At 62.4% G+C, this 21,702-nt stretch carries 16 protein-coding genes; 7 read left to right on the forward strand and 9 right to left on the reverse strand.

What is annotated here, in order from left to right; all coding sequences use genetic code 11:
* Positions 1 to 11: 11 nt before the first annotated feature.
* Positions 12 to 2,072 carry a UvrD-helicase domain-containing protein gene (locus tag ACQ4W0_RS25415; protein ID WP_436579278.1) on the reverse strand — a complete coding sequence of 687 codons (2,061 nt, stop codon included), beginning with the start codon at positions 2,070 to 2,072 and terminating at the stop codon, positions 12 to 14.
* Between the two features lie 210 nt (positions 2,073 to 2,282).
* Between ACQ4W0_RS25415 and ACQ4W0_RS25420 the strand changes: the two genes are divergently transcribed.
* Complete coding sequence (locus tag ACQ4W0_RS25420; protein ID WP_102120983.1) at positions 2,283 to 2,768, forward strand: SRPBCC family protein; 486 nt, start codon at positions 2,283 to 2,285, stop codon at positions 2,766 to 2,768.
* 1 nt (position 2,769) lies between these two features.
* Here ACQ4W0_RS25420 and ACQ4W0_RS25425 read toward each other — a convergent pair whose 3' ends face one another.
* Positions 2,770 to 3,891, reverse strand: coding sequence for an HD-GYP domain-containing protein (locus ACQ4W0_RS25425; protein ID WP_436579279.1), 1,122 nt, complete (start codon positions 3,889 to 3,891; stop codon positions 2,770 to 2,772).
* Between the two features lie 163 nt (positions 3,892 to 4,054).
* Positions 4,055 to 5,503, reverse strand: a complete 1,449-nt coding sequence (locus tag ACQ4W0_RS25430; RefSeq protein WP_436579280.1) for a dihydrolipoyl dehydrogenase — start codon at positions 5,501 to 5,503, stop codon at positions 4,055 to 4,057.
* Positions 5,504 to 5,632: 129 nt separating this feature from the next.
* On the opposite strand from ACQ4W0_RS25430, the gene ACQ4W0_RS25435 reads away from it, so the two are divergent.
* Positions 5,633 to 6,523 carry an ArgP/LysG family DNA-binding transcriptional regulator gene (locus ACQ4W0_RS25435; protein WP_436579281.1) on the forward strand — a complete coding sequence of 297 codons (891 nt, stop codon included), beginning with the start codon at positions 5,633 to 5,635 and terminating at the stop codon, positions 6,521 to 6,523.
* On the opposite strand, the gene ACQ4W0_RS25440 is transcribed toward ACQ4W0_RS25435, so the two are convergent.
* Complete coding sequence (locus ACQ4W0_RS25440; protein WP_436579282.1) at positions 6,524 to 8,593, reverse strand: primosomal protein N'; 2,070 nt, start codon at positions 8,591 to 8,593, stop codon at positions 6,524 to 6,526. It lies immediately after the preceding gene.
* A 131-nt stretch (positions 8,594 to 8,724) separates the two neighbouring features.
* On the opposite strand from ACQ4W0_RS25440, the gene ACQ4W0_RS25445 reads away from it, so the two are divergent.
* On the forward strand, positions 8,725 to 8,862 hold the full coding sequence (locus ACQ4W0_RS25445) for a hypothetical protein (protein ID WP_436579283.1): 138 nt from the start codon (positions 8,725 to 8,727) through the stop codon (positions 8,860 to 8,862).
* 573 nt (positions 8,863 to 9,435) lie between these two features.
* Here the strand turns inward: ACQ4W0_RS25445 and hemE are convergent.
* Complete coding sequence (gene hemE / locus ACQ4W0_RS25450) at positions 9,436 to 10,521, reverse strand: uroporphyrinogen decarboxylase (protein WP_436579284.1); 1,086 nt, start codon at positions 10,519 to 10,521, stop codon at positions 9,436 to 9,438.
* Between the two features lie 198 nt (positions 10,522 to 10,719).
* On the opposite strand from hemE, the gene ACQ4W0_RS25455 reads away from it, so the two are divergent.
* From ACQ4W0_RS25455 to ACQ4W0_RS25470, 4 genes are all read left to right on the forward strand, one after another.
* Positions 10,720 to 12,663 (forward strand): dipeptidyl-peptidase 5, encoded by a 1,944-nt coding sequence (locus ACQ4W0_RS25455; protein WP_436579285.1) that lies wholly within the window; start codon positions 10,720 to 10,722, stop codon positions 12,661 to 12,663.
* Positions 12,660 to 16,841: a DEAD/DEAH box helicase gene (locus ACQ4W0_RS25460; RefSeq protein ID WP_436579286.1), complete on the forward strand. Its 4,182-nt coding sequence runs from the start codon at positions 12,660 to 12,662 to the stop codon at positions 16,839 to 16,841. Before ACQ4W0_RS25455 ends, ACQ4W0_RS25460 begins: the two co-directional genes overlap by 4 nt.
* A 68-nt stretch (positions 16,842 to 16,909) precedes the next feature.
* Positions 16,910 to 17,398 (forward strand): hypothetical protein, encoded by a 489-nt coding sequence (locus ACQ4W0_RS25465; protein WP_436579287.1) that lies wholly within the window; start codon positions 16,910 to 16,912, stop codon positions 17,396 to 17,398.
* Positions 17,399 to 17,565: 167 nt separating this feature from the next.
* The gene (locus ACQ4W0_RS25470; RefSeq protein WP_436579340.1) at positions 17,566 to 19,425 is read left to right on the forward strand and encodes a DUF885 domain-containing protein; all 1,860 of its coding nucleotides are present in this window, start codon (positions 17,566 to 17,568) and stop codon (positions 19,423 to 19,425) included.
* Between the two features lie 249 nt (positions 19,426 to 19,674).
* On the opposite strand, the gene tatC is transcribed toward ACQ4W0_RS25470, so the two are convergent.
* The 4 genes from tatC to ACQ4W0_RS25490 form a co-directional block, all read right to left on the reverse strand.
* Positions 19,675 to 20,430 (reverse strand): twin-arginine translocase subunit TatC, encoded by a 756-nt coding sequence (gene tatC / locus ACQ4W0_RS25475; RefSeq protein ID WP_436579288.1) that lies wholly within the window; start codon positions 20,428 to 20,430, stop codon positions 19,675 to 19,677.
* The gene (gene tatB / locus ACQ4W0_RS25480; RefSeq protein WP_436579289.1) at positions 20,427 to 20,960 is read right to left on the reverse strand and encodes a Sec-independent protein translocase protein TatB; all 534 of its coding nucleotides are present in this window, start codon (positions 20,958 to 20,960) and stop codon (positions 20,427 to 20,429) included. The genes tatC and tatB overlap by 4 nt, the downstream gene beginning before the upstream one ends.
* A 48-nt stretch (positions 20,961 to 21,008) precedes the next feature.
* Complete coding sequence (tatA, locus tag ACQ4W0_RS25485; RefSeq protein WP_436579290.1) at positions 21,009 to 21,245, reverse strand: Sec-independent protein translocase subunit TatA; 237 nt, start codon at positions 21,243 to 21,245, stop codon at positions 21,009 to 21,011.
* Between the two features lie 80 nt (positions 21,246 to 21,325).
* Positions 21,326 to 21,697, reverse strand: coding sequence for a histidine triad nucleotide-binding protein (locus ACQ4W0_RS25490; protein WP_436579291.1), 372 nt, complete (start codon positions 21,695 to 21,697; stop codon positions 21,326 to 21,328).
* Positions 21,698 to 21,702: the final 5 nt, after the last annotated feature.

Here is a 21,702-nt window from a genome sequence, read left to right on the forward strand (position 1 = left end):
ACGTCCTTTAATTAAACTTTCGGTGTGGCCAAGAGCGCCTTCATGCGCGCCAGCCGTTCCTTGGGCGAAATGATTTCCGCCTCCGTCGGCACGGCGTCGCCCACGTCGAGTTGCATTTCCTTGATGAAGCGCGACGGGTCGCAATGGACTTGCTCGCCGGCCCGCTTGCGTTTCTTGCACCAAGTGACGTGCAAGGTGCGCTGGGCCCGCGTGATGCCCACATACATCAGCCGCCGCTCTTCCTGGATGCGCGCGGCGATGGTTTCGGCGGGCGCGTCAGGGTCGCCCTTGTGCGGCAAAATCCCCTCTTCCACACCCACCAGAAACACGTGCGGGAACTCCAGCCCTTTCGAGGCGTGCAGGGTGGACATGCGCACGGCGTCCTGCTCTTCGTCCTTGCCTTCCAGCATGGTCATCAGGGCCACCATCTGCGTCAGTTCCAGCACGTTCTTTTCTTCGCCATCGCGGTCCTTGCCGCCCCGGCCCCGTTCCTTCAGCCAGTTGACGAATTCCAGCACGTTCTGCCACTTGCTTTGCGCTTGCCGCTCTTCGAAGGCATCGTACAGATACGATTCATAGTGGATTTCCTTCATCATGTCGTCCAGCACTTCGGCCGCGTTGTCGCCGCTGCCGGCCGCACCCGGACGGCTGGCGCGCGATTCGAGGTCATTGATGAAGTTGCAGAAGTCGCGTAGCGGCCCCAACTGGCGGTCCGTCAGCTTGGCCTCGATGCCGCCCTTGAACACGGCCTGGAACAGCGAGCACTGCCACTGGCCCGAGAACGCGCCCAGCACTTCCAGGGTCGACTGCCCCACGCCGCGGCGCGGTGTCGTCACGGCGCGGATGAAGGCCGGATCGTCGTCTTCGTTGGCCAGCAAACGCAGATAGCTGATGATGTCCTTGATTTCAGCCTTGTCAAAGAAACTCTGGCCACCCGAAATCGTGTACGGAATGCGTTCCTTGCGCAAGCATTGCTCGATGATGCGCGCCTGGTGGTTGCCCCGATACAAAATCGCGTAATCGGAAAATTTGTTCTTGCGTTCAAAATGGTCGGCCGAAATCATGATGGCGACCTGCTCCGCCTCCTGCTCGTCCGTCTGCATGCCCAGCACCTTGATCGGCTCGCCCAGGCCGTGTTCGGACCACAGCGACTTTTCAAACAGCTTCGGGTTGTTGCCGATGACGGCATTGGCCGCGTTCAGCACGCGCATGGTGGAGCGGTAATTCTGCTCGAGCTTGATGACGCGCAAATCGGGGAAATCCGTTTCCAGCGTCTTCAGATTTTCCACCGTGGCGCCGCGCCAGGCATAAATGGCCTGGTCGTCGTCACCCACGGCTGTAAACATCGGCTTCTTGCCGATGCCCGTCACCATCAGTTTCACCAGTTCGTACTGGCAGGTGTTCGTATCCTGATATTCGTCGACGAGCAGGTAGCGCAGGCGGCGCTGCCACTTGTCGCGCACGGGGCCATTATTGCGGAACAGTTCCACGGGCAAACGGATCAGATCGTCGAAATCGACGGCCTGGTAGGCAGAGAGCGTCGCCACATAGCTGCGGTAGATGCGCGCCGCGTTCGCCTCGTCCTCGTCCTTGGCTTGCGCCAGCGCCGTGTCCGGGTCGATCAGGCCGTTTTTCCACAGCGACATGGCGCTCTGGATGCCGCGTATCACCTGTTTATCGGTGGTAATGGCAAGGTCTTGCACCAGGGAAAAACAATCGTCGCTATCCATGATGGAAAAGCGGTCCTTCAAGCCCACGCCATTGGCTTCCTGGCGCAGGATTTTCACGCCCAGCGAGTGGAAGGTCGATACCGTCAACTGCTTGGCCTGGCGTGGTTGCTTCAAGAGTTTGGCGATGCGTTCCTGCATTTCCAGCGCCGCCTTGTTGGTGAAGGTCAGCGCGGCGATGGTGCGCGGGTCGTAGCCCCGGTCTTCGATCAGATGGGCGATCTTTTGCGTGATCACGCGCGTCTTGCCCGAGCCGGCGCCCGCCAGCACCAGGCAGGGGCCGTCGAGGTAGGTAACGGCTTCGCTTTGGGGCGCATTCAGACCGAACTGTGGTGCTTTGGACATCAGGGGTATTTCCGCAGGGAACAGCAGCCCATTGTAACAGCGTCGCGTGGGCCATTTGCACGGCAAGACCTGCGCAAAAAACAGGCAATGCCATTGATATCTCGCCCTGTGCCGCCATCTTGGCCCATGCAATGCGTGCGGCGACGTCAGCGCTGGGGTACCATTCCGCCTATATCGCCCGTGCGCGCCCACTTACCGAATGGCAGTCCCATGAAATTTGAACATCTGATTGAAATCAACGATCCGCTGAACCCGCTGATCGACACCCTGAGCCTGGAACAAGTCTGGCGCGGCCTGGTCTTGCGCGCCGAATCGCCCAGGCTGTTCGTGCCGCATCTGGACGAGTGCCAGATCAGCCAGCGCAGCGATGCCGGTTTCGCGCGCAGCCTGCGCTATGGCGAGCTGGTCATCAACGACAAGGTGGTACTGGTGCCGCAACTGCAGGTGCGCTATGAAGTGCCGGCGCAACAGGATATCAGCGCCTCCTCGCTGGTGATGACCATCGAGATGCCCGATGAAGCCAGCCTGTGGGTGCGCTTCCAGTACGACGACGGCCACGACGCGGCCACCGATGCGGCCAACGCCCTGTACGACGACTTCCGCCGCTCCGCCTACAAGGAGTCCGACATCGACACCGTGCGCATCATGCGCGAGCTGGCGGCCGAGGGACGGCTGGATGCGGGCTTGCTGAACTAAATTAAAGTCTCGCGCTGCGGCCCCACAACTGGTCGGGGCGAAACTGCAGCCCCGCCTGCTCCGCGCTGAGCACTTCGCGGATGGCGTGCAAATCCACGCGCGTATCGCGGCGCAGCGGCACGTCCAGGCGCGCGCCACGCGGGCCGATCAGCGACTGCACGTGAGGCGTGGTGGCATTCAAACCCTTGCGCGTGACGACGCCGATTTCGCCATTCAACAGTTTGACGAAGGTGCCGACGGGGTAGATGCCCAGCTCGCGCACCAGCAGCGAGGCCAGCGGCGCATCCAGGGTGGCCTTGTCGGCCATCAGCATGTCGCGCAGGGCCACATTCGGCAGCAGGGGCTGGCGGTAGCTGCGCTTCGACACGCGCGCGCAATAGCGGTCGGCCAGCATGATCAGGCGCGCGCCGATGCCGATCGCCTCGCCTTGCGTGCCCAGCGGATAGCCGCTGCCATCGATATTTTCATGGTGCTGCAGCACGGCTTGCAGCCAGACGCCATCCGTAGCGCCGGCCGCGCGCAGCAAGTCGACGCCCGCTTGCGGATGGGCGCGCAAATAGGCGCGCTCATCCGCGTCCAGCGGCCCCGCCTTGTGCTGGAAATCCGCATGGCGTTCCAGCATGCCCACATTCATGCTCAGCGCGGCCAGTACCACGCTGCGCACGACGCCATCATCGAGCTTCAGGGCGCGCGCCAGCAGGGCCGTGATGACGGCCGTGTCGACGCTGTGGCGCACGGCAAAGTCGCCCGCGCCCTGGTTGTGCAGGATGCAGGCCAGCGCCACGTCGGCGTCCAGTACCACCGCCTCTTCCACCAGTTGCGCCAGCGCCGCCAGCGATGCGTGGCTGCCCGCCTGCCTGGCGGCAATCGCCGGCAAGACGAGGGCCAGGCCCGCCGTGACGAGGTTCAGCATGCGCAGGGCCGACGGCGCTTCCGTGGCCGTGCGCGGCAGGTCGGCACTGGTATCGGCGATGACGCCGCGCGCCAGCAGCAATTCGATCTGGTTCTCGCTGCTGATGACATGGCCCAGCCTGGCCAGCAAGCCGCCCGTCTCGCCGTGCACGTCCCAGGGCAGGGCCACGCCCAGGGCGAGTTCTCCCGCGTAAATGCGCCGAATTTTCACATCGTCTCCGTCATCGCTAGCCGCCACCCTTTTTACCATCGGGTGATCGTGGGCATGAACCATTTGAAATGTTTTTTGCTTTTAATCAATATTCCAATGTGGCAGCGATGATCGCGCAATCATGTGCGCTTGTCTACAAAATTGTTTAAATATAAAAATTGCATCAGACGCCAGGCGAGCAATCGGCGCAGCCGGGCGCGTGTTCCGGGTCTTTTTCCAGGTGCAGCGCCAGCTCGCGCAAGGCCGTGCGCACGCCTTCCTCGATAACGGGGTGATAGAACGGCATGTCGAGCATGGCCGGCACCGTCAGCTGGGCCTGGCACGCCCAGGCCAGCAAATGGCCCAGGTGTTCCGCCCTTGGGCCGATCAGCTCGGCGCCGAGAAAACGCTTGCTGCCAAATTCCGCATACACGCGCAGCAAGCCCTGGTTTTGCAGCATCACGCGGCTGCGGCCCTGGTTGCCGAACGACACGGCGCCCACGGCAAAGCGGCCCGCGTGGCTCACGCACAATTGCTGGTAGGTGGCGCCCAGGGTGGCGATCTGCGGCTCCGTGAAGGCGATCGTCAACGGCGTGCGGCGCAAGCCCGGTTTGACGTCAGGAAAGCGCGCCGCGTTATCGCCCGCGATGCGGCCCTCGTCGGCTGCCTCGGGCAGCAGGGGTAATGCATTGTCGGCGTCGCCCGCGATGAAGATGGCGCTCTTGCCGCACTGCATGGTGTGCGGGTCATGCAGGGGAATGCCGTGGCGGTCGAGTTCGATTTGCGCCGTTTCCAGGCCGATCTTGTCCACGTTCGGTGCGCGGCCGATGGCGGCCAGCAGATACTCGAATTGCTCGGTTTTTTCCTCGCCCGCACCGTCACGGCTGGTCAGCGCGATGCCGCTGCCATCCGGGCTTTTCGCCACGTGCGCCACGCTGGTCTGGAAGCGGATGTCGAGTTCGCGCGCCAGTACGGCGCCCGCCTCGCGCAGCACTAGCGGGTCCGACAGTTGCGCGACTTTGTTGCCGCGCGCAAACAGGGTTACGCGCACGCCCAGCCGCGCCAGCGCCTGGCCCAGCTCCAGGCCGATGACGCCGCTGCCGACCACGGCCACGGAGCTTGGCAAGTCCGTCCATTCGAACACGGCGTCGCTGGTGATGACGCGCTCGCCCGCCGCCTGCCACTCGGGCGGCACGATGGGCGTGGAACCGGTGGCGATCACCACGCTGGTGGCCTCGACGATGGTGTGCTCATCCACCTGCAGCTTGCCGGGCCCGATGAAGCGCGCGTGGCCGCGCAGTTTTTCCTCGTCGGGGATGGCGTTGACGCCGTCGAGCACGAAGCCGACAAAGCGGTCGCGCTCGCTGCGCACCCTGCTCATCACTTGCCGGCCGTCGATGCGCGCGGGACCGGCATGCACGCCGAAGCCGGGCGCGCTAGCCACCGCATGAGCCGCCTCGGCGGCCGCAATCAAGAGTTTGCTGGGCATGCAGCCCACACGCGCGCACGTCGTGCCGTACGGCCCGCTTTCGATCATCAGCACGCGCTTGCCTTCCATGCGCGCCGCCCTGTGGGCCGTCATGCCGGCCGTGCCACTGCCAATTACGGCCACATCCACTTGTATCGTCTTCATCGTGCGGTCCATCCCACTGAGGTTGCTCACAGCGTTCGATACTACCCGCTTGGCGAAAATAAGGTTTTACTTTGCAGCAATATATGCATTAGTATAACTAATCATTTTCAAAATTTATAAGCTGAGCTAATGGGATCACTCGATTATCGCGCGCTGGCCGTGCTGGACGCCGTGGCCAGCCATGGCAGTTTCGACAAGGCCGCCCTGGCCCTGGGCATCACCCAGTCGGCCGTCTCGCAACGCATCAAGGCGCTGGAAGACGCCAGCGGGCGCCTGCTGATCATCCGTGGCCAGCCAGCCGTGCCGACGGGACTGGGCCAGCGTCTGATCGTGCATCACCGCAACGTCAAGCTGATGGAAGCCTCGCTCGACATCGACCTGGGCAACAGCGTCAGCATGCCGGAAATCGCCATCGCCATCGATGCCGACAGCCTGGCCACCTGGTTCCCCGACACCTTGTCCGCCCTGCTGGCGCCGCCGCGCTGCCAGCTCGACGTGCGCCTGGCCGACAGCGACGGCGCCTTGCAGATGGTGCGCGACGGCTCCGTGTTTGGCTGCGTGGCCGCAGAGTCAGGCACAGCGCTGGACGCGGCGGCGGCCACCAGCGTCACGCCGCTGGGCACCTTGCGCTATGTCTGCGTGGCCACGCCCGTGTTTGCGGGCCACTGGTTCGGCGATGGTTTCAGTGACGAGGCGGTGCAACTGGCGCCCGCCGTAGTGGGCCAGCACGGCTTGCTGGCACGTTTCCTCGCGGAACAATTGAGTATGCGTGAACCATTTCCACACCACACCCTGCCGGTGGAAGCGGCGCGCCGCGCCTGCGTCCAGGATGGCCTGGCCTACGGCCTGATGCCGCAGCGCCTGGCCGCGCCAGCGCTGGCAACAGAGCGTCTCGTGGATCTGATGCCGGGCAACACCCTGGACGTACCGCTGAGCTGGCATGCCTGGACCCTGGACACGCCGTTTACCAAGCTGCTGTCCGAGCAGATCGTCAAGTCGGCGCGCGACTACCTGAATTAATCAGATATCCAGCGGGTCCACTTCCAGCGACCATTTCACGCGCGACTTCATGGCACGCAACTCAGTCAGCCATTCTTTCAGGAACGCCTGCAGCGCGGGCCGCGAGGGGGATTCGAGCAGCAGCTGGGCGCGATCCACGTTGTACACGCGCGTCATGCTCATGGGAATCGGGTCATTGATGGTCACTTGCGGGTGCGCCATGCACTCCTTGGCCGCCTGCAGGAACTCGATGGCCGTGGCCAGCTCGGGCGCCTCGGCGCGCAGCAGGGCCTGGAACAGATACGGCGGCAGCGCCGCCTGCGCCCGCTCTTCCAGCAAGGTGGTGGCGAAATGGTCGTAATCGTGGTTGACGACGGCGTCGTACAGCGGATGGCGCGCATAGCGCGTCTGGATCAGCACCTCACTGACGCTGCCCCCTTCCGTCTGCGCGGCCCGCCCGGCCCGGCCCGCCACCTGCATCAACTGGGCAAACAGCCGTTCGCTGGCCCGGTAATCCTGCGAAAACAGGGCCGTATCCGGATTCAAAATGCCCACCAGGGTCAGCTTTTTGAAATCGTGGCCCTTGGCCACCATCTGCGTGCCGATCAGAATATCCACTTCGCCCCGGTGCACGGTGTCGAACGCTTCCTGTGCGCTACCTTTCTTGCGCGTGGAATCGGCGTCGATGCGCAAGATACGCGCCTCTGGAAACAATTGCTGCAAACCCTCTTCCACGCGCTGCGTGCCGCGTCCCAGCGGCTGCAAATCGACGTTGCCGCAGGTGGGGCAATGGCGGGGGATGCGCAATTCCAGGCTGCAATGGTGGCAGCGCAGCCGGTGTTCGGGCTTGTGCAGCACCATGAACGAGGTGCAGCGCGTGCAATTGCTGATCCAGCCGCACGATTCGCAACAGATAACGGGGGAATAGCCGCGCCGGTTCAGGAACAGCAGCGACTGTTCGCCGCGCTCCATGCGCAGTTTTAATGCGGCTATCAAATGCGAAGTCAGGCCATCTTTCGGCTTGTCGCGCTCCATGTCGAGGATCTTGACGCGCGGCAACACTGCATTCTTGACGGCCCGTTCGCGCAATTCCAGTTTGCGGTAGCGTCCCGTCTGCGCGTGGTGCCAGCTTTCCAGCGAGGGCGTGGCCGAGCCCAGCACGATGGGTATCTGCAATTGCCAGGCGCGCCACACGGCCAGGTCGCGCGCCGAATAGCGCAAGCCTTCCTGCTGCTTGTAGGAAGGATCGTGTTCCTCGTCGATGACGATCAGCTTGAGCTTGGGCAGCGACGCCAGGATGGCCAGCCGCGTGCCGAGCACGATGCGCGCCTGGCCCTGGTGGGCGGCCAGCCAGTGCAGCATGCGCTCGCCTTCGGACAGGCTGCTGTGCAGGGTGGCCAGCATGACGCCGGGAAAGCGCGCACGGATATTGCCTTCCAGCTGGGGCGTCAAATTGATTTCCGGCACCAGGATCAGGATTTGCGCCGCCTCGTCGCGCGCCAGCACCTGGGCGCAGGCTTGCAAATACACTTCCGTCTTGCCGCTGCCCGTCACGCCGTACAGCAGGGTCGGCTTGAAACCCCGGGCGCCGCCGATGGCGTCCGCCGCCTCTTGCTGGGCGGCATTGAGTGCCGGCATGTTCAGCGGCGTGCCATCGTGCGCGTCGGCCAGCTTGGCCAGCTTCTTGATGGCGCGGTCCAGCGCTACGGTGGTGAGCACGCGCAAATTCTTCGGCAAGCCCGGCAAGGCCACCTCGCCCAGCGGACGCTGGTAGTAATCGGCGGCAAAGGCGGCCAGCGCCAGCCACTGTTCCGACAACGGTGCCAGCTGGCTGCGCACGGCCAGCACATCCTTCAATTTCGTGGCAGGCACATCGGTGCTGTCGGACACGCCGACGATCAGCCCCATCACTTCGCGCCGGCCGAACGGCACCAGCGCCAGCTGTCCCACTTGCGGCAGTGATATGGCGACGTCCGCCCCGGCGTCCGCATCGGGCTCTGCTGCCGCGTTCCAGCGGTAGTCGAACAGGGCGTTCAAGGGCGTGTCGAGCGCGATTTTCAGGATGCACGACGTCAAAATGCACTGCGACATGGGGGTGGCCTATCTCAATAAAAAAGCGCGCCGCAGGGTAGAGGGCGCGGCGGGATGTCAGGCATCAAGCCAGCGGGCCATGATACTTGTTTCGTCCCTCAAACGCCTAACGGCGGACGCCACCGCGTGGCATGCTGCCTGAAGAAAATTCTGTGGATAACTTTGTGGACAAAGCAAAATTAACTTTCAGAAAAATGTGGATAGAAGATTTTGATCGCCGTCAAGAGGGACACGCAAGAAAAATTAACTATTTAAAATCAATGACTTAAAAATTGATGCCCGGGAGGCGATAAATCCGTGGGTGATTTCTGCCGCTGTGCATAACTGAACCATTTCTCATTTTTTTGTACACAAATAAGCACCGTTTTGATGCACGCAATCCGGAAAAATGCCTGCCGCATGAGGCAAAGTTGACAATTGCCGGGCAAGCGTTCGTTTTTGCCAACCGTGCGGCGAAACATTGTGCAATTATCATGCGCTGCAACATGCACTTCAGGTAAAACCTGAACATCTGCGCTAAGTATCGGTTAACAAATTACTTTTCAATTTTATCCACAGAATCTGTTGATAACTTTGTGGACAATGAAGGAATAAGGCTGGCAACCGGAAGAATAACCTTATCAATTGCAATAAAGTGCGCCGGACAATGCATTTTTTATTTCTTAATAATCAAGCACTTGCAGAGTCTCCCCGGGCATGGGTTTTCGACTGCCTCTTATTTCCGCAGCAAAAAAAATTGTGCATAAGTCGGTATTTTCTTGCTAGCGTGCAGCAAAGAAAAAGGCAGGCTTCCGCTGGAAAGCCTGCCTTGTACGCCCTGCGCCAGGGGAAGCGGTACTTGCTTACTGGCCGCTGCGCATGGCGCGGCTCATGCTGTGCACGGCTTCCACCATGGCTTCCACCGACTCCGGCGGCGTGAACTGGGAAATGCCATGGCCCAGGTTGAATACGTGGCCCGTGCCTGCCGACGGCGGGCCAAAGGCGTTGAGCACTTTGGCCACTTCGGCGCGGATCTGCTCGGGGCTGGCGAACAGGATGGCGGGGTCGAGGTTGCCCTGCAAGCCCACTTTATGTCCCACCAGCTGGCGCGCGCGCGTCAGGTTGACGGTCCAGTCCAGGCCCACGGCATCGGCGCCGATGTCGGCGATCTGCTCGATCCACTGGCCGCCGCCCTTGGTAAACACGATGGCGGGGATTTTCACGCCATCCTTGTCGCGTTTCAGCTGCGCCACCACTTGCTGCATGTAAGCCAGCGAAAATTCCTGGTAGGCGCCATCGGCCAGCGCACCGCCCCAGGAATCGAAAATCATCACGGCTTGCGCGCCGGCATCGATTTGCGCATTCAGGTACTGCGCCACGGAGGTGGCGTTGATCGCCAGGATGTGGTGCATCAGGTCAGGGCGCTTGTACAGCATCTTCTTGATGGTATGGAACTCTTTCGAGCCGCTGCCTTCCACCATGTAGCACGCCAGGGTCCACGGGCTGCCGGAAAAACCGATCAGCGGCACGCGGCCATTGAGTTCCGTGCGGATTTGCGTGACGGCCTTGAAAACGTAGTCTAGCGATTCCAGGTCCGGCACTTGCAAAGCCTTCACGTCCTGCTCCGTGCGCAGCGGACGCTCAAACTTCGGCCCTTCGCCATCGGCGAAATACAGGCCCAGGCCCATGGCGTCAGGCACCGTCAGGATGTCGGAAAACAGGATGGCCGCGTCGAGCGGAAAGCGTTCCAGAGGCTGCAAGGTCACTTCGGTCGCGTAATCGGGATTCTTTGCCAGGCCCAGGAAGGAGCCGGCCCGCTCGCGCGTGGCGCGGTATTCGGGCAGGTAGCGGCCCGCCTGGCGCATCAGCCAGACGGGAGTGTGCTCGGTCGGCTGGCGCAACAAGGCGCGCAGGAAAGTGTCATTCTGGAGCGGAGCAAATTGTGGCATGGCAGGCAATCGAGCTTGGAGAAGCGGTATTATCGCATCCAATCGCTGCCATTTCATTGATTCCAGTGCCACTTTGCCGCATTTGCCACGCACAGCGATGACTTTCGTTGTGCCGGCCCTTCCATTATGATGATGCACGCCGCCGCGCTGCCTGACGCCGCCTGGAGGCCCCTCTTCCCACCACGACACGGAGCCCGCATGACCTCGACAGCATCCAGCACCCCTTATGGCATTTGGCCATCGCCGATCAGCGCGGCCATCGTCGCCGCTGGCGCCTCGCCGCTGACGCAGCTGGCCCTGGGCGGTGCGGATGGGACCGATGTGCTCTGGCTGGCCGGACGCGCCAGCGAGGCGGGCCGCAATACCCTGCTGCGCCAACGGGGCGCGCGGGTCGATGAATTGACGCCGGCACCCTTCAATGTTCGCACCCGCGTGCATGAATACGGCGGCGGCGCGTATGCCGTCGACGGCGATACCGTGTATTTTTCGCATTTCGCCGACAATTGCCTGTACCGCGTGGCTGGCGACGGCGCGCCGGAAGCCTTCACCACAGGCGGCAACACGCGCCACGCAGACTTCGTCATCGATGCGGCCCGTTCCCGCCTGATCGCCGTGCGCGAGCAGCATCCGGCAGAAGGCCACGCGCATCCGGAAAACTGCCTGGCCGCCGTCGGCTTCGACGGGCGCGACACGGTGCTGGCGAGGGGCCACGATTTTTATGCCGCGCCGCGCTTGTCGCCGGACGGCAAGCAGCTGGCCTGGATCAGCTGGGACCACCCGCGCCTGCCGTGGCAAGGCACGGAACTGTGGCTGGCCGACGTGCACGCGGATGGCAGCCTGGGTTCGCCACGCCTGATCGCCGGCGGTGCGCGCGAGTCAATCTGCCAACCGGAATGGTCGCCGAACGGCTTGCTGCACTTCGTTTCCGACAGCAGCGGCTGGTGGAATCTGTACCGTCTGCACGGCGCCGACATCGAGGCGCTGTGCCCGATGGAGGCGGAATTTGCCACGCCGCACTGGACCTTCGGCGCCAGCATGTACGGTTTTCTTTCCGACGACGAGATCGTCTGCACGTATATCCAGGCCGGCGTCAGCTACCTGGCGCAATTGAACGTGGCCGAGGCCAAGCTGGAGCCGATTCCCCACCCGTACCAGGAAATCCGCGAACTGCGCGTGGGCCCGGGCTTCGTCGCGCTGCTCGGTGGTAGCCCAACCATCGCGCTGGAACTGGCGCGCATCGACCTGTCGAATCATGAGCTGGAAGTGCTGGCGCAGTCGATAGCCCACTTGCCCGCGCTTGCATACCTGTCCGTGCCGCGCAGCTTGAGCTTTCCTAGCAGCAATGGCCGCACGGCCTACGCCTTCTTTTATGCGCCCACCAACGGCGACGTGCAGGCGCCGGCAGGAACATTGCCGCCCGTCATAGTCATCAGCCACGGCGGCCCCACCAGCATGGCCAGCAATACCTTGAAACTGGCGACGCAGTACTGGACCAGCCGCGGCATCGGCGTGCTCGACGTCAACTATGGCGGCAGCAGCGGCTTCGGCCGCGAATACCGCGACGCGCTGCGCGGGCAATGGGGCATCGTCGACGTGGAAGACTGCATCGACGGCGCGCGCTACCTGGCGGCCAACGGCCTGGCCGACCCCGAGCGCCTGATCATCCGCGGCGGCAGCGCGGGCGGCCTGACGACCCTGTGCGCCCTGACCTTCCACGACGTCTTCAAGGCCGGCGCCAGTTACTACGGCGTATCCGACCTGAAAGGCCTGGACCTCGATTCGCACAAATTCGAATCGCACTACAACGACTATCTTATCGCCTCGCAGCCGCAAGCCGAAGCCCTGTACCGCGCACGCTCGCCCATCCACCACACGGATAAACTGTCGCGCCCGATGATCTTCTTCCAGGGCCTCGATGACAAGGTCGTGCCGCCGCAGCAGTCGCAATTGATGGTCGACGCCCTGCAGGCGCGCGGCGTGCCCGTCGCGTATGTGCCACTGGAAGGCGAAGGCCACGGCTTCCGCAAGGCGGAAAACATCGTGCGCACGCTGGAGGCGGAACTGTATTTCTACCAGCGCGTGTTCGGCCTGCCCGTGGCGGCCGGCGAACCGCCCGTGCATATCGCCAATTTGCCCGCATGACAGACCCGCATTCAGACCAGCTCCTGCTGGACGAATTCGCCGCCCTGGAGCAGCACGAACAGATGATCCTGGCCTTGCTGGCCATCGCGGGCGAACCGGTGGGCAAGCACGCCGTGTATGAACACTTGCAGCGCGCCAATGTCGTCGAGCCGGACGGCACGCCGTTTGCCTTGCTCACAGTCACGGGCATGCTGCAACATTTGACGCGGCACGCGCTGGCGTCCGAAGTGGTGGGACGGGGCTTTGCCTGCGAAGCGAAGCTGCGCTGGCCCGCCATGCGCGCGGCCATCGAGCACCTGGTGTTTCGCGACCTGTGCCAGGCCATCGAGCTGATCAACCCTGTGCGCCGCAACTGGGATGGCTATGTGGAATTGCGCAGCTACCGGCAAGGCGTGGCACGCTTGCGCATCGCCCTGCTGCGCAATGACGAGGTACGCCACGTGGCCGCCATCCTGGCCGCCTGCATGGCTTGCTATGAAGCGCAGCAGCTGCATCCGCTGATCGAGATTTTCGGCCGCCCGTTTGAGCCGGAAATGTTGTCTTTCGTCATGCCGCAACTGCAGGATGACATCCTCGCCGTGCTGTTGGGCAATGCCCCCCGCGAGCCGGCCACGGCGCACGCCATCCGCACCTACGCGCGCGCCCATTATGCGCGCCAGGCGGCGGCCGGCGACCATATCGGCGCCGCCCTGCCCCTGGCCCTGGCAGAAGATGCCCTGCTGTGCGGCGAACTCGACGTGGCCGCGCGTTACCTGGCAGGCCAGCAGGGGCCGCAGGCGCTGTTTGTCGACAGCAGCATCGCCCTGTTGTGCGGCGAACATGCGCACGCCGTGGCGGGCTTTGAAACGGCCCTGAAAGGACTGCGCAAGGAGGCGGGCAAGCGCAAGCTGTGCTTTACGGGCATCGGCGGCCACCTGTACGTGCTGGCCCTGCTGCGCGGCAACGACGCCAAGTTGCTGAAAAACGCAGAGGCCTACCTCGATATCGCGCTGCACGCGCAGCCGAACCACGACAGCATCGTCTACCAGCAGCTCAACACCTTGCGCCTGGTGCGCGCCGGGGTGCAGCCGGCGGAAAGCATCCCCACACGCAGCTGGGAAACGGGACTGCAGGCGCAGCTGTTCCAGGCCTTGCTGTACTACTGGCTGGCGCTACCGCAATTGAGCGAACGCAAGGACCAGCTGCGCTTGCTGGTGCAGCAAGCCGACGCCGCCGGCTACGATTTGATCGCGGCGCAGGCGGCCGGCTTGCTGGGCTTGATGGGCGAGCCGCAGCAGGAACGCTATGCGACGGGCAAGCGGGCGCAACACGGCTTGACGGACATGGCGCCGTGGTTCGAGCGCCAGGAAGCGTGGCAGCGCCAGTTGAGCGCCCTCATCAACCTGCAGCAGAGCGCACCCGCCGAAGCACTGGGCAGCGTCTCGCGCCTGGTGTGGCTGGTGGCATTCGACCCGCGCTTTGGCCTGACGGCCGTGGAAGTGCGCGAACAGAAGCGCGACGCGCGCGGCGGCTGGAGCAAGGGCCGCGCCATGGGCTTGAAACGCCTGGCCGAAGAGGCGGGCGACATCGATTTCCTCACGCCGCAGGATGCCCGCGCGGCGGGCAGCATCGCGCCGTTCAAACAGTATTATTCGTCGGCACCGCGCTATGAAGTCGAGCTGGACAAGGCCGCCATCTTGCTGGTGGGCCACCCGCTCGTCTTCTGGCTCGACCATCCCGACACGCGCGTGGAACTGATTGCCGGCGCGCCCGAACTGCTGATCAAGTCGCACGAGGGCCAGCTGTGGCTGGGCATGCAGCCGCCCCTGCCCGACAACGGCAGCAACGTCGTGGTGCAGAGGGAAACGCCGACGCGCTTGCGCGTGGTGCACATCCTCGACGAGCACCGGCGCATCGGCGCCATCGTGGGCCTGGGCCTGTCCGTGCCCCTGCATGCGGAAAAACAGGTGATGCAGGCGATCGGCGCCATCTCCTCGATGGTCACCGTGCAATCGGACATCGGCGGCGGTACCGGCGACGCGGAAGCGATCACGGCCGACCACCGCCTGCACGTGCACCTGCTGCCCTATCAACAGGGCTTGAAAATGCAGATTTTAGTACGCCCCTTGCTCGATAATGGCGCCTATTACGCGCCCGGCAGCGGCGCCGAAAGCGTATTTGCCGACGTGGCGGGCCGGGCCGTGCAAGCGCGGCGCGACCTGAACGGGGAGCGCGAAGCGCAGCGCCAACTCATAGGTCGTTGCCTGGTACTGGAAGAGGCGGAAGAGGAGCATGGCGAGTGGCTGCTGGGCCAGCCTGCCCTGGGCCTGCAATTGCTGGTCGAGCTGCAAGCGCTTGAGCCAAACGGCATGGTGCTGGCCTGGCCCGAAGGCGAGACCATGCGCGTGTCGAAACGCATCGACAGCGGCCAGATGCGATTGAATATCAAGAGCGAAAAAGACTGGTTTGCCGCCAGCGGCGACGTGCAGATCGATGAAGACAAGGTGATGGATTTGCGCGCCCTGCTCGATTTGATGCAGAACAATAAAAGCCGCTTCGTGGCCCTGGGCGACAACCAGTTCCTGGCATTGAGCGACGAATTGCACCGCCGCCTGTCCGAGCTGGCCGCGTACGGCGAAGCGCATGCCGACGGCGTGCACATCCACCCGCTGGCCGCCTTCGCGCTGGAAGAGCTGGCCAGCGATGCGGGCGGCGTGAAAGCCGACAAGTTGTGGCGCGAACACTTGCTGCGCCTGCGCGCCCTCGACGATTATCAACCGCAGCTGCCCAGCACCCTGCAAGCGAACCTGCGCGACTACCAGCTGGCCGGCTTTGAATGGCTGGCGCGCTTGGCGCACTGGGGCGTGGGCGCCTGCCTGGCCGACGACATGGGACTCGGCAAGACCTTACAAGCGCTGGCCCTGATCCTGGCGCGCGCGCCCAACGGCCCCACCCTGGTCGTGGCCCCCACGTCCGTCTGCATGAACTGGATCAGCGAAGCGCAACGCTTCGCGCCCACCTTGAACATCAAACTGTTCGGCAGCGGCGACCGGGCCGACATGCTGGAAACATTGCAGCCGTTCGACGTGGTGGTGGCCAGCTACGGCTTGCTGCAGCAGGAAGCCGCCCTGTTTGCCGGCGTGCGCTGGCATACGATCGTGCTCGACGAAGCACAGGCCATCAAAAATGGCGCCACCAAGCGCTCGCAAGCCGTGATGGCGCTGCAAGGGGATTTCCGCATGGTGGCCAGCGGCACGCCACTGGAAAACCATTTGGGCGAATTGTGGAATCTGTTCCGCTTCATCAATCCCGGTTTGCTGGGCACCCTCGACCAGTTTAACTTGCGCTTCGCCGGGCCCATTGAGAAAGATCAGGACAAGCGGGCGGCGGCCGGCGCGCGCTTGCGGCTGCGCCGACTGATCGCGCCATTCATCCTGCGCCGCACCAAGACGCAAGTGCTGTCGGAATTGCCGTCGCGCACGGAAATCGTGCTGGAAGTGGAACTGTCGCCGCAGGAAACGGCGCTGTACGAATCGTTGCGCCGCGAAGCGCTGGAAAAGCTGGCCATGGTGGAAGGGCCGGCGTCCAAGAAAGCCATCCAGATCCTGGCCGAGATCATGAAGCTGCGCCGCGCCTGCTGCAATCCGCAGCTGGTGGCGCCGGAACTGGGCCTGGCCAGCAGCAAGCTGGCGGCCTTCGCGCAGTTGCTGTCGGGCTTGCTGGAAAACCGCCACAAGGTGCTCGTCTTCAGCCAGTTCGTCGACCATCTGACCCTGATCCGCCAACACCTGGAGCAGCATGGCGTCAGCTATCAGTATCTCGACGGCAGCACGCTCATGCAGGAGCGCAAGCGCCGCGTGGACGCCTTTCAGGCGGGCGAAGGCGATGTTTTCCTCATCAGCCTGAAGGCGGGCGGCATGGGCATCAACCTGACGGCGGCCGATTACGTGATCCACATGGACCCGTGGTGGAACCCTGCTGTGGAAGACCAGGCCTCGGACCGCGCCCACCGCATGGGGCAATTGCGCCCCGTCACCATTTACCGGCTGGTGGCCAGGCACACGATCGAAGAAGGCATCGTCGAATTGCACCAGCACAAGCGCGACCTGGCCGACAGCTTGCTGGAAGGCAGCGATGCGGCTGCGCGCATGTCGGCCAACGACATGCTGGGCATGCTGCAGGAGGGGTTGAAGCAATGAGATTGAAAAAATAAACGGGAAGCCCCGTTCCATGCGATGATCGTTTTTCCGTTCTTCTTTCTTGCCCCATGACCGACTTTATCGCCACCACCGCCGGCCAGCGCGCCACCTTTTTGTGCGGCAAATCCTGGACGGCCTACGTCAGCACGTTCGTCATTGCCGTGCTGCTGTTTTTTGCCGCCCTGCCGCTGGCCTTCAAGTACAACGCGCGCGCCGCCTTCGTGGTGCTGATCGGCTCGGCCCTGATCGTCGGCTACCGCCTGCTGACCATCCGCAGCTATCAGCTGTACTACGACGAGGCAGGCGTCTGGCTGGCATCCGGCATCTTGCCGTGGAAAAAGAAACTCATGGGTGTCAAATGGCGCGACATGGATGAAGCCGTCTATGAAACGAATTTCTGGAGCTGGCTGTTCCAGTCTTACACGGTGCGCGTCAGCCAGCGTTACACGCAAGACATCGAAATCCACGCCACCGGCATGGCGCGCGGCAAGGATGCCGTGGCGACCCTGAATGCACGCCATCAAGAGATGCTGCAAGGCAGCGCCGTCGTCGTCTAATGGGATAGGCAGACAGGCAAAAAGCTGCGCAAGCGCGGCAATTAATGCTAATCTTTGGCCGCCCTGGCAAGCAAAGCCAACCTTTCAATAGTTGTTTGTTACTTATATTATCAGTTTATTATTTTCTGATTAGAACAAACAGCAAAATATTCAAGAGATGAACTATGCTGATAAAAAATAAAGTTGCGCTCGCCGCATTGATGATGGCCTTTACCCTGACACCGGCCAGCGCCGCCAAGAAGCCGCAGAAAAACGGCAAGGCCAGTACCAGCAGCAGCAAGAAGAAAACCGGCGTCAAGAAAGCGGCCGTCGCCAGCGCCGCCACGGCAGCCACGGTCGCCGCCGTCGCCAGCGAGAACAGCAGCGACCGCTCCATGAATAATCTGAGCGGCCAATTCCTGACGGCCCTGTGGCGCCTGGACCCGGAAAGCGCGATTTCGGTCGGCAAGTACGATGGCGCCGCCAACCTGAGCATCCCCGACGCGGCCAGCCGCCAGAAGCAACTGGCCTTCATCGAAGAATGGCTGGGCAAGTTCGGCAAGCTGAATGCGAGCAAAATGTCGGACAAGCAACGCACCGACCTGGCCTTGCTGACGAATAAACTGCAATCGGACCGCTGGTATCTGACTACCTTCCGCGAATTCGAATGGAATCCGGCCCAGTACAACGTGGCCGGTTCCATCGACTTCATCCTGAACACGGAATACGCGGCGCAGCCGCAGCGCCTGCGCACCTTGCTCAAGCGCATCGCCACCGTGCCCCAATACTATGCGGCCGCGCGCGCCAGCATCGTCAACCCCACGCGCGAACACACGCAGTTGGCTATCGCCCAGAGCGCCGGCGTACTCAGCGTGCTTGACGACCTGAACAAGACGGCACAGGCATCCATCCTGACGCCGCTCGAGAAACAGCTGTACAACGCCCGCATCGCTGCGGCCCGCACGGCCGTGCAAGGCTATGCCGCCTGGCTGACGGAACAGGATGCAGCGCTGGCGCAGAACGGCAATGCGCGCTCCTTCCGCATCGGCAAGGATTTGTATGAACAGAAATTTGCCTACGATATCCAGGCCAGCGTGAGCGCCGAGCAGATGTACCAGAAAGCCCTGGCCGCGCGCGAAAAGTTGCTCGAACACATGGATAGCCTGTCCGACGAGCTGTGGGTGAAAACCATGGGCGCCACGGCCAAGCCGGCAGACCGCACGGCGAAGATCGGCATGGTGATCGACAAGCTGTCCAGCAATCACGTGGCCGCTGCCGATTTCGTACCGGAAATCCGCCGCCAGATCCCGGAATTGCAGGACTGGGTGACCAGCCACAACCTGCTGACGATGGACCCGAAAAAGCCCCTGGTGGTGCGTGAAACGCCCGCTTACCAGCGCGGCGTGGCGGGCGCCAGCATCGAAGCGCCCGGTCCCTACCGTCCGCAAGACCGTACCTATTACAACGTGACGCCACTCGACGGCGAAACGCCGGAACAGGCGGAAAGCAGCTTGCGCGAATACAACCACTGGATCTTGCAGATCCTGAACATCCACGAAGCCATCCCCGGCCATTACACGCAGCTCGTGTATGCCAACAAGTCACCGTCGTTGGTCAAGTCCATCTTCGGCAACGGCGCCATGATCGAAGGCTGGGCCGTGTATGGCGAACGCATGATGCTTGAATCGGGCTATGGCAACAATGCACCGGAAATGTGGCTGATGTATTCGAAGTGGAACTTGCGCAGCGTCACCAACACCATCCTCGACTACAGTGTGCACGTGCTGGGCATGACGCAAGAGCAGGCACTCGACCTGCTGACGCGCCAGGCCTTCCAGACCAAGCGTGAAGCAACAGAGAAATGGCGCCGCGTGCAGCTGAGCTCGGTGCAACTGACCAGCTATTTCAGCGGCTACAGCGAAATCATGGACTTGCGCGAACAACGCAAGCAAGCGCTGGGCAACAAATTCGTGCTGAAGGATTTCCATGAGCAATTCCTCAGCTACGGCAGCGCCCCCGTGAAAGTCATCAAGGAATTGATGAATTAAGCGGCGCTCGCCATCCGCTTGCAAAGGGCGCTGCGGCGCCCTTTTTGCATCCGTTTGCGCCGCCGCAAACTACCGGCTGTCCTGTCCATTAAGCTGATGGGAAGGCAGGCGCGCCCGTGCAACAAGGGTAGCGCATGCAGCAAGTACTCACCAAGCGCCTGCGCAATGAAAAAGCCGCTGCTCCCGACGGAGGTCAGCGGCTTTTGCCTGCTTATCGTGCTTAGCGTGCTTGCAATATCTTGCTTGCGTCTAGGACGCTTCTTCCGGCGCCTGGGTGGCCTTGACGAAGATGGGCGCCACCAGCAGGCCCAGTTCGAACAGCAGGCACATGGGGATGGCCAGCGAGAACTGGCTAACCACATCCGGCGGCGTGACGATGGCGGCAATCACGAAGGCGCCGACGATGATGTAGGGGCGTATTTCCTTGAGTTTCGCGATGCTGACCAGGCCCATGCGCACCAGGATCACCACCACCACGGGCACCTCGAACGTGGCGCCAAAGGCCAGGCACATCGACATGACGAAATCAAGATAGTTTTCGATATCGGGCGTGACGGCAATCGACGATGGCGAAAAGTCGCTGATGAAGTGGAACACGCGGCCAAAGACAAAGAAGTAGCAGAAGGCCACGCCGGCGATGAACAGCAGGGACGAGGAGATGACCAGCGGCGCGATCAGACGTTTTTCATGCGCGTACAGGCCGGGCGCGATGAAGGCCCACATCTGGTACAGCACCCAGGGCAAGGCAACGATGAAGGCGATCACCAGGGTCACTTTCATCGGCACCAGGAACGGTGAAATCACGCCCGTGGCGATCATTTTCGAGCCGGCCGGCAGCGAGGCGATCATCGGTGCGGCAATAAAATCGTAGATATGCGAAGGGCCGGGCCAGTAAAACAGCACGGCGCAGACGACGGCGATACCGATCGAGGCCTTGACCAGACGGTTGCGCAGCTCGACCAGATGCGAGATAAAGGTTTCTTCCACCGGGGCTTTGCTACTCATGAGTAAAAGGAGGAGGAACTGGCGCGCGGACGGAAACGCGCCACGCGGGCAGCCGCCGACTGCACGTGCTGCTTGCCGCCATGGCGCTGCTTGTACCAGCCAGGGATGGCGGAATTGCGCACCAGCTTCTTGCGGCGAAATTCGCGCGCCTTGCGGGCCAGGTCATCATTGGTGGCGCGCAACATGGCTTCATGGGCATCGTGGTGCCCCTCATACGAGCTGGAATCGCCGCGCCAGGCGTTTTCCACTTCGGCCAGGTTGCCGGAGATCGAGTTTTCCACGCCATGCATGGATTTCTCCACGCTTTGCTTGACGGAATGGGCCGCATCCTGCACTTCCTTCTGCAGGTTTTTCAGCTCTTCCAGTTCAATTTCGCGCGAGACTTCGGATTTCACCTGGTTCAGGTAGCGTTGCGCGCGGCCATACAGGGTGCCGGCCATGCGTGCTACTCTCGGCAACTTTTCAGGGCCGATGACTATCAACGCAACCACGCCGATGATGGCGATTTTAGAGAGACCGAGATCGATCATAAGCGGACAAGGGCTGTTACCGGACGAGGCAAGCGCCCCGCCACGCTATCAGAACTTGCTTTTCTCTTTCGTCTCGACGTCGATGGTGCTTTTGTCGGCCACTTGCGATGGCGCAGCAGGAGGGGTGCCGGCTGCCGGGGCATCATCATCGCCCTTGACGCCATCCTTGAAGCCTTTGACGGCTTTGCCGATATCACCGCCGATATTGCCCAGTTTCTTGGTGCCGAAGACCAGCATCACAATGACCAGAACGATCAGCCAGTGCCAAATACTCAATGAACCCATCACATTCTCCTTGCGGGACGGTGCCCGAATAGCGTCAACCAATGCCGATAGTATACACGCGAACCCGGCGCACGGCGAAATCAGTGCTGGCCACGCCAGGGGCGGGGACCGCCGTACACATGCATGTGCAGGTGATACACCTCTTGCCCGCCATTCGGGCCGCTGTTGATCATGGTCTTGAAGCCGCCGGCAGGCGTGCCATCGGCGTCATAGCTGACGGCGCAGCCGAACTCGGCGGCGAGCTTCGGCGCCAGGCGCAACAGCTTGCCCAGCAGTTCCGTATGGCTATCGTCGCAGTCGGACAGGCTGGCCACGTGGCGCTTCGGAATCAGCAGCAAATGCACGGGAGCGGCCGGGTTGATGTCCTTGAAGGCCAGCAAGTCGTCGTCTTCATACACGATGGAAGAAGGAATTTGTTTTGCAGCAATCTTGCAAAAAATACAGTTATCCACGCATG

It is taken from the genome of Janthinobacterium breve, from assembly GCF_051380895.1.
Taxonomy (GTDB): Bacteria; Pseudomonadota; Gammaproteobacteria; order Burkholderiales; family Burkholderiaceae_D; genus Janthinobacterium.

What these genes read in the sequence shown, in the direction of transcription:
- ACQ4W0_RS25415 (WP_436579278.1), bottom strand. Translation starts at nt 2,072, where the DNA reads ATGTCCAAAGCACCACAGTTCGGTCTGAATGCGCCCCAAAGCGAAGCC.
- ACQ4W0_RS25420 (WP_102120983.1), top strand. Translation starts at nt 2,283, where the DNA reads ATGAAATTTGAACATCTGATTGAAATCAACGATCCGCTGAACCCGCTG.
- ACQ4W0_RS25445 (WP_436579283.1), top strand. Translation starts at nt 8,725, where the DNA reads ATGCTGCCTGAAGAAAATTCTGTGGATAACTTTGTGGACAAAGCAAAA.
- ACQ4W0_RS25435 (WP_436579281.1), top strand. Translation starts at nt 5,633, where the DNA reads ATGGGATCACTCGATTATCGCGCGCTGGCCGTGCTGGACGCCGTGGCC.
- ACQ4W0_RS25440 (WP_436579282.1), bottom strand. Translation starts at nt 8,593, where the DNA reads ATGTCGCAGTGCATTTTGACGTCGTGCATCCTGAAAATCGCGCTCGAC.
- tatB (WP_436579289.1), bottom strand. Translation starts at nt 20,960, where the DNA reads ATGATCGATCTCGGTCTCTCTAAAATCGCCATCATCGGCGTGGTTGCG.
- ACQ4W0_RS25460 (WP_436579286.1), top strand. Translation starts at nt 12,660, where the DNA reads ATGACAGACCCGCATTCAGACCAGCTCCTGCTGGACGAATTCGCCGCC.
- ACQ4W0_RS25465 (WP_436579287.1), top strand. Translation starts at nt 16,910, where the DNA reads ATGACCGACTTTATCGCCACCACCGCCGGCCAGCGCGCCACCTTTTTG.
- hemE (WP_436579284.1), bottom strand. Translation starts at nt 10,521, where the DNA reads ATGCCACAATTTGCTCCGCTCCAGAATGACACTTTCCTGCGCGCCTTG.
- ACQ4W0_RS25430 (WP_436579280.1), bottom strand. Translation starts at nt 5,503, where the DNA reads ATGAAGACGATACAAGTGGATGTGGCCGTAATTGGCAGTGGCACGGCC.
- tatA (WP_436579290.1), bottom strand. Translation starts at nt 21,245, where the DNA reads ATGGGTTCATTGAGTATTTGGCACTGGCTGATCGTTCTGGTCATTGTG.
- tatC (WP_436579288.1), bottom strand. Translation starts at nt 20,430, where the DNA reads ATGAGTAGCAAAGCCCCGGTGGAAGAAACCTTTATCTCGCATCTGGTC.
- ACQ4W0_RS25455 (WP_436579285.1), top strand. Translation starts at nt 10,720, where the DNA reads ATGACCTCGACAGCATCCAGCACCCCTTATGGCATTTGGCCATCGCCG.